The 12,106-nt window shown below is 50.4% G+C and carries 11 protein-coding genes; 8 read left to right on the forward strand and 3 right to left on the reverse strand.

Translation table 11 applies throughout. From position 1 onward, the window contains the following. Positions 1-121: 121 nt before the first annotated feature. Together ACLO87_RS02135 and rarD are read left to right on the forward strand one after the other, a co-directional pair. Positions 122-1,573, forward strand: a complete 1,452-nt coding sequence (locus ACLO87_RS02135; protein WP_135861805.1) for an NAD-dependent succinate-semialdehyde dehydrogenase — start codon at positions 122-124, stop codon at positions 1,571-1,573. Positions 1,574-1,889: 316 nt separating this feature from the next. Next, complete coding sequence (gene rarD, locus ACLO87_RS02140) at positions 1,890-2,786, forward strand: EamA family transporter RarD (RefSeq protein WP_430222669.1); 897 nt, start codon at positions 1,890-1,892, stop codon at positions 2,784-2,786. A gap of 296 nt (positions 2,787-3,082) precedes the next feature. On the opposite strand, the gene galE is transcribed toward rarD, so the two are convergent. After that, a complete protein-coding gene (gene galE, locus ACLO87_RS02145; RefSeq protein WP_430222670.1) occupies positions 3,083-4,102 on the reverse strand; it encodes a UDP-glucose 4-epimerase GalE in 1,020 nt (339 codons plus the stop codon). Beyond that, positions 4,099-4,620: a gamma carbonic anhydrase family protein gene (locus ACLO87_RS02150; RefSeq protein WP_135861809.1), complete on the reverse strand. Its 522-nt coding sequence runs from the start codon at positions 4,618-4,620 to the stop codon at positions 4,099-4,101. Before ACLO87_RS02150 ends, galE begins: the two co-directional genes overlap by 4 nt. Positions 4,621-4,757: 137 nt before the next feature. Between ACLO87_RS02150 and rsmB the strand changes: the two genes are divergently transcribed. The 4 genes from rsmB (at position 4,758) to ACLO87_RS02170 (ending at position 9,802) form a co-directional block, all read left to right on the forward strand. Then, on the forward strand, positions 4,758-6,095 hold the full coding sequence (rsmB, locus tag ACLO87_RS02155; protein ID WP_430222671.1) for a 16S rRNA (cytosine(967)-C(5))-methyltransferase RsmB: 1,338 nt from the start codon (positions 4,758-4,760) through the stop codon (positions 6,093-6,095). A 78-nt stretch (positions 6,096-6,173) separates the two neighbouring features. Then, positions 6,174-6,773 (forward strand): DUF4390 domain-containing protein, encoded by a 600-nt coding sequence (locus tag ACLO87_RS02160; protein ID WP_430222672.1) that lies wholly within the window; start codon positions 6,174-6,176, stop codon positions 6,771-6,773. Next, a complete protein-coding gene (locus ACLO87_RS02165; RefSeq protein WP_135861825.1) occupies positions 6,773-9,073 on the forward strand; it encodes a sensor histidine kinase in 2,301 nt (766 codons plus the stop codon). The genes ACLO87_RS02160 and ACLO87_RS02165 overlap by 1 nt, the downstream gene beginning before the upstream one ends. Before the next feature lie 9 nt (positions 9,074-9,082). Continuing rightward, positions 9,083-9,802 carry a response regulator gene (locus ACLO87_RS02170; RefSeq protein ID WP_135861812.1) on the forward strand — a complete coding sequence of 240 codons (720 nt, stop codon included), beginning with the start codon at positions 9,083-9,085 and terminating at the stop codon, positions 9,800-9,802. A gap of 70 nt (positions 9,803-9,872) precedes the next feature. Here the strand turns inward: ACLO87_RS02170 and ACLO87_RS02175 are convergent, their stop codons facing one another. Beyond that, the gene (locus ACLO87_RS02175; RefSeq protein ID WP_135861813.1) at positions 9,873-10,775 is read right to left on the reverse strand and encodes a methyltransferase domain-containing protein; all 903 of its coding nucleotides are present in this window, start codon (positions 10,773-10,775) and stop codon (positions 9,873-9,875) included. Positions 10,776-11,021: 246 nt separating this feature from the next. Here ACLO87_RS02175 and ACLO87_RS02180 point away from each other — a divergent pair, with 246 nt between their 5' ends. Both ACLO87_RS02180 and ACLO87_RS02185 read left to right on the forward strand, forming a co-directional pair. After that, positions 11,022-11,594 (forward strand): ComF family protein, encoded by a 573-nt coding sequence (locus ACLO87_RS02180; protein WP_430222673.1) that lies wholly within the window; start codon positions 11,022-11,024, stop codon positions 11,592-11,594. Positions 11,595-11,609: 15 nt separating this feature from the next. Next, positions 11,610-12,077, forward strand: coding sequence for a tRNA (cytidine(34)-2'-O)-methyltransferase (locus tag ACLO87_RS02185; RefSeq protein ID WP_135861817.1), 468 nt, complete (start codon positions 11,610-11,612; stop codon positions 12,075-12,077). Positions 12,078-12,106 lie beyond the last annotated feature (29 nt).

Below are 12,106 nucleotides of genomic sequence, written 5' to 3' on the forward strand. Positions count from 1 at the left end.
TTATTTGCCTATTCTGGTGTATCAATGTAGGCCAGTTGCTCAATCCGCCAGTTACATGCAATGTAGCTAGGGGTAGGTGGTAGTAAATAATGAAATTGATTTTTGCTCGTGGAGTACACAAATGAAACTGACGCGTCCTGAGCTGTTTAAGCAGCAAGCGTATATTAATGGCCAGTGGGTAAACGCTGATTCCGGTGAGACACTGGAAGTGCAAAACCCCGCAACCGCTGAAGTTATCGGCACTATCCCTAAAATGGGTGCTGCTGAGACACGTCGCGCAATCGAGAGTGCTGCTGAAGCGTTCAAATTGTGGCGTGCTAAACCTGCTAAAGCGCGTGCAAACATTCTGCGTAAATGGTTTGACTTAGTTATGCAAAACCAAGAAGACCTGGCAACAATCATGACCATCGAGCAAGGTAAGCCTATTGCCGAGTCTCGTGGTGAAATTGCTTACGGTGCTTCCTACTTGGAATGGTACGGTGAAGAAGCCAAACGTGCTTACGGTGATGTGATCCCCGGCCCAGCTGGCGACCGTCGTATCGTGGTAACTAAAGAGCCAATCGGTGTATGTGCAGCGATTACTCCTTGGAACTTTCCATCCTCCATGATCACACGTAAAGTGGCTGCTGCTTTGGCTGCTGGTTGTTCTATCGTTGTGAAACCTGCTACACAAACACCGTACTCCGCATTTGCGCTGGCTGTGTTGGCTGAAGAAGCTGGTGTACCTGCTGGTGTGTTCTCTGTGTTGACAGGTTCCGCTTCCGCTATCGGTGGCGAAATGACCTCCAACCCAACTGTGCACAAACTGAGCTTCACTGGTTCCACAGAAATCGGCCGTTTGCTGATGAAGCAAAGTGCTGAGCAGATCAAAAAAGTATCGTTGGAATTGGGTGGTAACGCTCCTTTCATCGTATTTGAAGATGCGGATCTGGACGCTGCTGTTGAAGGCGCGATGGCCAGCAAATACCGTAACACCGGACAAACTTGCGTATGTGCAAACCGCTTCTACGTACACGACAGCGTGTACGATGCGTTTGCTGAGAAATTCGTTGCCGCAGTGAAAAAACTGAAAGTAGGTAACGGGATGGACGACGGCGTGACTCAAGGTCCGCTGATCGAGCAAAGCGCAGTAGATAAAATCCGTGAGCACATTGCTGACGCTGTATCCAAAGGCGGTAAAGTGTTGACTGGTGGTGAGTCCGACGAGAAAGGCGGTCTGTTCTTCCAACCTACTGTTGTGGCTAACGCTACAGCAGATATGATCGTTGCTGGCGAAGAAACATTTGGTCCTTTGGCACCATTGTTCCGCTTCAAAACAGACGAAGAAGTGATCGCTCTGGCGAACAACACTATCTACGGTTTGGCAGCGTACTTCTACAGCCGCGATTTGAGCCGTGTATGGCGCGTAGCTGAAGGTCTGGAATACGGCATGATCGGTATTAACTCCGGCATCCTGTCCAACGAAGCAGCTCCATTCGGTGGCGTGAAACAGTCTGGCGTAGGTCGGGAAGGTTCCTTCTACGGTCTGGACGACTACATGACTGTTAAATACATGTTGATGGGCGGCATTTAAGCCTCTATCACTGTGTGATTAAAAACCTGCTCGCTTAGGCGGGCAGGTTTTTTTGTGTCTGAGTGCAGTGTTGTTGTTGTTGTTGTTGTTGTTGTTGTTGTTGTTGTTGTTGTTGTTGTTGTTGTTGTTGTTGTTGTTGTTGTTGTTGTGACGGTGTAGGCAGGCGGCGTGTGCTCAGGTTGCGGGGTAATTGCTGAGTACTGGCGCAGTGTGTTGTTGAGGTTGTGGCATTCTGGCATCTGGCTTGCACGGCCCTTGGTGGGACACCATAATCAATGGCTTTACTAATGAATAATTGTTCAACAAGGTGTGTGGCGTGAGTACCCATAATCCAGCTTCTATAGCAGGCGTTATTTTCTCTATTTCGTCCTCTGTGCTCTTTGGAGTGCTGTACTACTATTCCACCTTGTTGGCACCGTTAAACGGCATACAAATCTATGGTTGGCGTATTCTGCTTACCATCCCATGCCTCACTCTTTTTCTAATCGTGACACGTCAAGCTAAAGACGTGACCGCCATCTGGAAACGGTTAAAACACGAGCCATGGTTGTGGTTGGCGTTGCCAGTATCGTCTTTCTTGGTGGGCGTGCAGTTGTGGCTGTTTCTATGGGCACCCGTAAACGGCTATGCCTTAGACGTGTCGCTGGGCTATTTCTTGTTGCCTCTTACCTTGGTACTAACTGGCAGATTGGTGTTTAAAGAGCGCATCACCACATTGCAGAAAATAGTATGTGCGATTGCAGGCGTAGGGGTAGCCAATGAGCTATTGTTTGCACCGCAAGTATCGTGGCCAGCCTTCATGGTGGCACTAGGCTATCCGTTTTACTTTGCTTTACGTCGCATCCTCAAAACCAGTAACTTAGGTGGCATGTGGTTTGATTTGCTGTTGAGTGCGCCTGTAGCAGCATGGTTTATTGTAGAAACCAGTAAAGCCTTACCTGAAGGCACCTTTACCGCCACCCTGTTGTGGTTGATTCTGGGCTTGGGTGTTTTGAGTGCCACGTCGTTGGGCTTGATGGTATTGGCTAACCACCGTTTACCGTTGGGACTATTTGGGCTGCTAGCCTATGTAGAGCCAGCCTTGTTGGTCGTGGTGGCCCTGTTGCTAGGTGAGCGCATAGAAAATATGCAGTGGATCACTTACGGGTGCGTGTGGACGGCTATTTTGCTGCTGATTCTTGATGGTGTGCGGTCCATGCGAAGAGAGGCTTAAAAGCCTACTGATCAACTACTGTCTGCTGCAGCCTTTTCTTCGTTGCTTGCTTAGGCTTTGTTTTGGTGGTTGCAGCTAGGTATTTCATTTTCTGTGACATGACAGATAAGAACGCATGTCGCTACTAGAAGTCTTTATTATTGCAGCGCTACAGTAAAAAGGGCTGTAAACCTATCAGATGCTAGAACCGTCGGGGGACGGAGAGGAAACTTTTGTGATGTGGTGTCTCAAATCACAAAAAGCTTTCCTGCAGTCCCCCAGCGTGTGCAATGAATGCTTTGCTCCGTCGCAAAATATCAGCTGTTTGCAGAAGCAGCATGACACTGCCACCGCCACGCATCATCACACATTTGTTGAATACCTGACGACGCTGTCCAGCCCAGTTTTTTTCTAGCCAAGGCGGTGTCTGCCCAGCATGAGGCGATATCACCAGGGCGGCGAGGAGCAATTTGGTAAGCGATACGACGTTGGCTGCTACGCTCAAAAGCCGAGATCATGTCCAACACTGAATAGCCTGTGCCTGTGCCCAAGTTAACGGCCAACAACTCGCTGTCATTGTTCAAGCAGTATTTCAACGCGGCTAAGTGGCCATCTGCCAAGTCCATCACGTGAATGTAATCGCGTACTCCGGTACCGTCCGGCGTGTCGTAGTCATCACCAAATACACTAAGGTGTGGTCTGTCACCAATAGCAACTTGAGCCACATACGGCATGAGATTGTTGGGAATGCCTTGTGGGGCTTCACCAATCAGGCCACTTGGGTGTGCGCCTACCGGGTTGAAATAACGTAAGCAGGCAATTTTCCAGCCTTCTTCGCTTTTATAAAGATTCTGCAAAATCTCTTCCACCATCAGCTTGCTATGACCATAAGGGTTGGTGCTGGAAAGCGGGTGGTCTTCGGTTAAGGGCAAGAACTTAGGATCACCATAGACTGTTGCCGAGGAAGAGAAAATAAAGGTGCGCACGTTGGCGTCCTGCATGGCTTGCAGCAGCTGTACCGAACCATGCACGTTATTGTCGTAATAACGCAGGGGGAATTGTACGGATTCGCCTACCGCCTTCAGGCCAGCAAAGTGCATAACCGCTTGTATGCTGTAGCGTGAGAACAGTTCGTTAAGCAGGTTGGCATCGCGTATATCACCCTGCACAAAGTCAGGGCGTATATCAGCGATTTTTTCTATAGCATCCAGCACTGAAGCCGAGCTGTTGCTAAGGTTATCAAGTATCAGTACGTTGTAGCCGGCTTGTAGCAAGGCAACAGTGGTGTGGCTACCGATAAAACCGGTACCACCCGTCACAAGGATGTAAGGCTTCATAGTTTCTGTAAGGCGGTTTTGTAGTGTGCGGAACGTTCTTGGTAGGTCGTGGCATTGCGCTGTAGGTTCGCTACTTCTTCGTCGCTAAGCGTACGTACGGCTTTAGCGGGTGAGCCAATGATTAAGGATCGTTCTGGGAAGGTTTTGCCTTCGGTGACCAATGCGCCAGCCCCTACTAGGCTGTTTTTACCGATGACGGCACCGTTTAACACTACGGCTTGAATGCCGATGAGGCTGCCTTCTTCCACCGTACAGCCGTGCAGCATCGCTTGGTGGCCAATAGTGACGTTCGTGCCTATAGTGAGTGGGTAGCCGGGGTCTGTGTGTAGTACGGCACCTTCTTGCACGTTAGAGCCCGTGCCTATGTGTATAAGTTCATTATCACCACGCAGAATCGCACCCGACCAGACGCTGGTGTGGGCATCAAGCTGCACCTTGGCGATCAATACGGCCTCTTCGGCTACATAGGCGCTGTCATGTACGTTAGGGCTGTTATCATCAAGTTTATATTGTGTCATGCCACGCTTCCCAGATTGGACCAAACTACGATCGTAGCACCAACTGTATAAAAGCTGTATCGCACTACATAAAAGATGTTACAGTTTCTCGTGCCCAACTATAAAAGGGCAGGCTGTTTTTTTAGTGTTTTTTTGCTATGTCTTCTACTACTCCTTCCCTATCGACTGTATTGCTGGCCAGCGCCCAGCTCGTGCAAGGAGTCTTGGCAGGAAAATCTCTCACCGAATGCTTAACGCAAACCCCCGCTACTGTACGTGCTGCGGCTCAGGCCGTGAGCTTTCACAGTTTGCGACGTCTGGGCTTGGCAAAGCAGTTGCTTAGCCAATTAGTAAGCCGTAAAGCCCCATCAGGGTTAACCGAAGCGTTATTGCTGGTGTCGTTAGCGGTATTAGATAGCGCCGCCGAAGTACAAGAAAACGAAGACGCCTTTGCTGATCAGCCAGATGTTCCTGTTTATGCTCCGCACACCGTCGTAAATCAAGCGGTACAAGCCGCCGCTGATCATCGTTTGCTGCGTGTGTACAAAGCATTGATTAACGCCGTGTTGCGCCGCTATTTGCGAGAGCGCACCGAATTATTAGCTGAAGCGAATAGCCACCCTGAAGCACGTTGGAATTTCCCCAACTGGTGGATTAAGCAAATCAAAAAAGCGTACCCACAAGAGTGGGAAGCTATCTTGCAACACTCTAATCGTCCCGGCCCTTTAACCTTACGTGTAAACCAACGACGTTGTTCGGTGGCGCGTTTGCTGGCGCTGTTTGAAGAAGCTGGCATTGCGTGTTGGGCACCAGGTGGTCAAGCCGTGGTGTTGGCTGAGGCATTACCTGTGCAGCAGTTGCCTGGGTTCGAGCAGGGGTGGTGGTCAGTGCAGGATTACGCAGCTCAACAAGCAGGCGCCTTGTTACCGGTAGAAGATGGTATGCATGTGTTAGATGCGTGTGCCGCTCCCGGTGGTAAAACGGCGCATCTGTTAGAGCGTGCTGATATTTCGTTAGTGGCTTTGGACTCCGACGCCACACGACTACAGCGTGTACCGCAGAATTTACACAGGCTGGGTCTGGATTCAGACCAGGTCAAAATACAAGCAGCAGATGCTGCTGATATACAGCAGTGGTGGGACGGTAAGCTCTTTGATGCGATCTTGGCCGATGTACCGTGTACCGCATCGGGTATTGTGCGTCGTCACCCAGACATACGCTGGCTGCGTCGCCCGCAAGACGTGGCGGCTACGGCAGCTTTGCAAGCCAATATTGCTGACGCTTTATGGCTGACTTTAAAGCCCGGCGGGTATATGCTGTATGTCACTTGCTCTATCTTCCCTCAAGAAGGTATAGAGCAAAGCAAAGCATTTTTGGCTAGGCATTCTGATGCGGTTGCATTGCCTAGTCCAGGACAAGTATTGCCACAGCCCGTTGAAAGCGGGCAGCCATGTGGCGATGGGTTCTTTTATCAGTTATTGCGTAAAGAGGCATAAACGTCGACCATGAGAGCGGGTAGATCTTTCAACCGGTTTGTTCGCAAGGCAGGGCTAGCATTAGCTTTGTGTCTTGTGGTGCCTGTTGGTTCTGCCCAAGGTTTACGTGTCACGGATGCAGTGACTGACGATACGCCTACGATGGCCACAGTGGTGGACACGGGGCAGCAGGGCACTACAGAAGAAGTAGTACGTGTAGAGCCTGTAATACGAGATGGTCGTCTGTACATAGACGCCGATGTGGATTTTGAGCTAAGTCCTGAACTTCAGGACGTAGTCTATAAAGGGATTCCCCTGTACTTCACTGTAGATGTGGAGATACGTAGTACACGCTGGTGGTGGTTTGATAAAACAATAGTGGATGCCAATCAAACTTGGCGGGTCACCTACAATGCGTTAACCAGACAGTGGCGTGTGGGCTCGGGGGAGCTATTATTGCCAGAAAGCAGTCTCAACGAAGCCTTGGCGTCATTGCGCCATATTCGAGGCTGGGCTGTGGCACCAGTAAGTGATTTTGATAAAAACACCGAACTGTATGGACGGATGCGTTTGCGTCTGGATACCTCTTTATTGACTAGGCCCTTCCAAGTAGATGCGATGAATCGCCGCGCTTGGACGTTGTCCACCCCATGGAAAAACTTCACTTTTTCGATTTCCGACGCCGAGCACCAGCCGTAATTCGCTGGGTGCTGCGTATAGCCCTGATCATCGCTGCGATTAGTGCAGTGGCGTTGCTGGGCTTATTGGTGTGGTCCACGGCTAACGCTTCACGCTATAACGAATACTACGATGTGCTGTTGGTGCTCAACGGCATCTTGGCTGTCGCCCTGGTTTTTTGGGTGGTATTGTTGGGCGGTCGTTTATTTAGGCAAGTAAAGAAGCGGCAGTTTGGCGCCAGAATGACGGCACGCTTTGCCCTGTATTTCACCCTTATCGGTATATTGCCGGGCACGTTGATTTATGTGTTGTCCGTGCAGTTTATGTCGCGCTCTATTGAGTCGTGGTTTAACGTGCGGGTAGACCGCGCCTTGGAGTCGGGTTTAGATTTAGGTAGGGCTGCTCTGGATGGGCGATTAAGTGATCTGAAAAAGCGTGCAACCAGTCTGGCGGTAATGCTCAACGAAAGTCACGTAGAGCCAGGTTTGGTGCTAAACAGTCTACGTGAGCGCGCAAATATTGGTGATGCCATGATTTTCACCAGTGCGGGTAGGTTGATTGCGTATTCTTCCACTCGTTTTGATATGTCACTGCCAGAGATACCCAAACAAAATGTGCAGAACTACTTACGCGTAGCCAAAGAGTATGCCTCGGCAGAATTGGATGATAGCCAAGGAGTGGGTTCTACTGGCTTGCGTTTACGTGTGGTGATTCCCTTAGACAGTAGCAATAGTTACCTAGGTCAGTTTACGCAGCCTAGTGATAAGCGCTGGTTGCAAGTGACAGAACCTGTTCCTGAAAATATTGCACGCCATGCGATGCTGGTGGAAGAGGGGTACCGAGATTACCAAGAACTGGCATTGTCCAGACAAGGCCTGCGTAAGCTCTATGGCATCATCCTGACGCTGGCGTTGATTCTTGCTGTGTTTGCTGCGATGGCTGCGGCGATTGCGATTTCTCGTCGATTGGTGCGTCCGTTGTTGGCGCTGGCGGCCGGTACTCAGGCGGTGGGTGTGGGGGATTACCGTCCTTTGCCAGAGAATTCTGATAAAGATGAAGTAGGGCAACTGACACGATCCTTTAATATGATGACCCGACAATTGGACGATGCTAGGCGCACGGTAGAACGCAACCGTCAGCAACTAGAACGTTCCAACTTGTATCTGGAGTCGGTGTTAAGTAGTTTGTCATCAGGCGTTTTGGTGTTTGATGATGCCTTTTGTGTGACTATGTTCAACCAAGCGGCGCAGAATATTTTGCGTGCTGATTTGAACTTGGTTAAAGGCAAGCCCTTGGAAGAAGTGGTTGACGATAACGGTTTTGCAAATCAATTACGTCATGCGTTTGCAGAGCACTCAGCCGTGGGTGCGCGCGAATATTGGCAGCAACAATTTGAATTAAGCTTTGGCAGTAGGCATGATATGCGTGCTGTTATTATTACTTTGCTGGCGCGTGGCATGGAGCTTCGTATAGGTAAGAGCTCCAGCGGCTATTTGGTGGTGTTTGATGATATCAGTGATATTATTTCTGCCAACCGACTAGTCGCGTGGGGAGAAGTTGCCCGACGCTTAGCGCACGAAATTAAAAATCCATTAACGCCCATACAGTTGTCAGCGGAGCGTTTGGCCTTAAAGCTGGAACCTAAGCTGGATGAAAACGATGCTGCGATGCTGAAGCGTGCAACCACCACCATTGTGAATCAGGTGGGATCGCTGAAGCAGATGGTGGACGACTTCCGAGAGTATGCTCGGGTGCCACAAGCGCAGATGCAGGAATTGGATATAAATGCGTTACTGCATGAAGTACTGACTTTGTACGGATGGGATCCGGAAAGTGCTTCTGCAGAAAACAGCGGACGTGTAAACTGGGAAGTATCGCTAGGAGCGGGGGTGCCCGCCGTAGAAGGTGATCCAACACAGTTGCGTCAAGTGATTCATAATCTGTTGGCCAATGCTGTGTATGCGGCCACTCAAGGGCGCGAGCCTAGCGAGGGAGTCATCACAGTAAAAACCTCCTGTACCATTCATGATGCAGAACAGGGCATACATGGGGTACGATTGGTGGTGGCGGATAATGGCCCAGGTTTTGATGAACAATTGTTGGCTCGAGTATTTGAACCCTACGTAACAACAAAGGCGACAGGTACTGGTTTGGGGCTAGCCATTGTGAAAAAGATCATAGAGGAACATGGCGGTAAGATAAGCGTGACGAATCAACGTGAAGGGGGCGCACGCATCACCATCCTCTTGGCCCGCTTGGCAGGATCAAAAGTAGTAGCTGATTCTGTTGAAGGTAATGATAATAGCGTAAAAAGCTCGTAGGGACGGTTTATGGCCAGAATTCTGGTAGTTGATGATGAAATCGGAATCCGTGAACTCTTGTCTGAGATTCTGTATGACGAGGGGCATACGGTAGAAGTCGCAGAAAATGCCGCACAGGCGCGTGCTGCCCGTTTACGGGCACGGCCTGATCTGGTACTTCTGGATATCTGGATGCCGGACACGGATGGCGTTAGCCTATTGAAAGAATGGGCATCACAAGGTTTGCTAGACATGCCTGTAGTCATGATGAGTGGTCATGCCACCGTTGACACAGCACTGGAAGCTACACGTATAGGGGCGGTGGATTTCCTAGAAAAACCCATCACTATGCAGAAGCTATTGCAAACAGTGGCCTCCGGTTTAGAACGGGTGGTTGTACCTCCCAAAGTACCAGCCATGGCTGCTGCACCACGAGTTGGTGGGGCACCTGCGGTAAGTGCTGATGTGGGTGTGGTAGCCAATGCCCAAAACCGCATGCAAGCGCCTGCTTCAGCCATACAAGGTGAGCAAGGTGGTTCGCACTTGGGCAGCATTTCGTTAGAGCTGCCTTTGCGTGAAGCACGAGATGAGTTCGAACGTATTTACTTCGAATACCATCTAGCCCGTGAAAATTACAGCATGACACGTGTGTCAGAGCGTACAGGGTTAGAACGTACTCACTTGTACCGTAAGCTGAAGCAACTGGGTATTGATGCGTCGGCTCGCCGTCGTAGTCACAATAACCAGTAAGCGACGCAGAATAATTGACCGCGCCATTCCAATTAGGAGTGGCGCGGTTATGTACGTGTGATTCTATGAATTAGTTGCGTTTGCGGCTAATGCTGGAAATAGGAATACGCACTTCACCACTTTGGGTATCACGCAACGTTGTTGCGCGCCATGCATGCCCGTACGCAATCTCCAAGCTCAGATGAATAGTGCCATCCATGTGGCGCTGGGCATTGAGTGCGTCCACCAAACGCTTGTGCCACGCTTTTCCAGCCAAACCTTTTCTACGTAAAGTGCTGGCATTACCACCCAGTACGTACACGTCTTGCAGTAGTTTTTCGGCCGATTGGTAAGTCAGGGTAATGACCTCTTGATCCATGACGGGATCAGTAAAACCATTTTGCAGCAGTTGATCTCCATAATCATGCATGTCCACAAACGCCAAAGTTTGGGTTTGAGCGTCAGCGGCTTCCATAGCATTGCGCAATTCTAAAAAAGTACCGGGGCCTGGCACAGAGAACATCACCAACCCGTTAGACGCTAGGATGCGTCGCCATTCTTGGAATACTTTTTGTGGATCAGGCTGCCATTGCAGTGATAGATTCGACCAGACCAAATTTTGGCTTTCAGGGGGCAATTGCGTATTGGCCATATCCGCCAACACAAAGTTGTTGTTGGTGCTTGGCTTATTACGCAGTCGCTCCCACAAACCGGGGCGATGAGTGTGGCGCTCTTTAGCTACTTCCAGTAAGCGCGGGCTGATATCTACGCCGGTATACACCATGTCTGGGTAGCGCGAGCGTAGAGGATCTATTGCATGCCCAGCGCCGCATCCTGCATCAAGCACTGTGTGTACGTCTAGGCGTACATAGCCAAGGCGTGCCAACATGCGTTGGGCTATTTCACCGTACAAGAACTGTGGCGCATCTAAGGGCGCGCGACGATCAAATTGTTGTTGTACGTGCTGTAGGCTAAGAGGAAGAGGGTGTGACATGATTGCGCAATAGAACCCCGCCAGCCACGTATGGCCGCTAGAGTGTAAGTTTGGTTAGAGCAAGGCACTATTATGGCGCATGCATTTCGCTTAGGCGACCTTTTACAGCCACTCTGTCAGGTTATACATATTCCACGGCCGTGTTTGGTATGTGAGCAGCGAGCGTGGCGTTATGGTGTGTGCCAAATGTGTTTATGCGAGCTTGCACAGCAACGGCAGCAGGGAAGGCGCTGTGAACGTTGTTGGGTGCAACTACCTGTTATAGGTGGCTGTAGAGACTGCTCAGCACGCCCTCTGGACGTGGAACAGGTATTTGTGGCGTGGGACTACCTTGATGCGGCTGAGCTGCTGATACAGGCGTATAAGGCTCGTCAGCAGCAATGGTTAGCGGCAGTAATGGCGAATGCTGTGTATCAGCAAATTGTGAGGCAGTGGCCTGAGAGACCTGAACAGATATTGGTGCTGTCTGTGCCGTCTTCTAGGGCGGCGCTGATTCGTAGAGGCTTTAATCCTGCGGCCGAAATCGCTAAATTAGTGGCAAAGCAATTACGACAACCTTATTTGGTGGGCGGGCTGTACAGTGTGAGCGCACAGATAACAGAGACACAGAAGCAGCGCAGTCGTCAGCAACGATTGAAGGCTACAGCGCCTGCTTGGCGATGTGCGACGTTGCCAGCAGACAGCACCGTATTAGTAGTTGACGATGTACTCACCACCGGCAGTACACTTCAGCATGCCGCACAATTATGCCGGCTTGCAGGGGCGTACCGCGTGTATGCAGCACTGGTTGCTCGTACGCCTTGGCGTGATCATTTTTGAATTCATCAGGTTGTTATGTTCCACATTATTCTGGTTTCTCCGGAAATCCCGCCCAATACGGGCAATGCTATTCGTTTGGCGGCTAATACTGGCGCTCAATTGCACTTGGTTAAACCCTTGGGTTTCGAGCTGGAAGACAGTAAGTTAAAGCGCGCAGGGCTGGATTATCACGAATGGGCGCAAGTCAAAGTGCACGAAAACTTACCTGCTGCACTGGACGCTATAGGGGCGAGTCCAGACCGCTGTTTTGCGCTAACCACTAAAGGCCAAACTCTGGACAAACCCGTGTTTAAAGCTGGCGATGTATTTGTGTTTGGCTGCGAGACTGCCGGGATGAATGCGGAACAAATGGCACTCTTTGCAACAGAACAACGTTTGCGATTGCCTATGCGCCCAGAGCAGCGTAGTTTGAATCTTTCTAATGCCGTAGCGGTGACTGTGTTTGAAGCATGGCGCCAGTTGGGCTACGAAGGTGCAGTGTAAAGATTGATGCTTTTCTGGGTGGAATAGGC

Source organism: Paenalcaligenes sp. Me52 (assembly GCF_050487965.1).
GTDB lineage: Bacteria > Pseudomonadota > Gammaproteobacteria > Burkholderiales > Burkholderiaceae_B > Paenalcaligenes.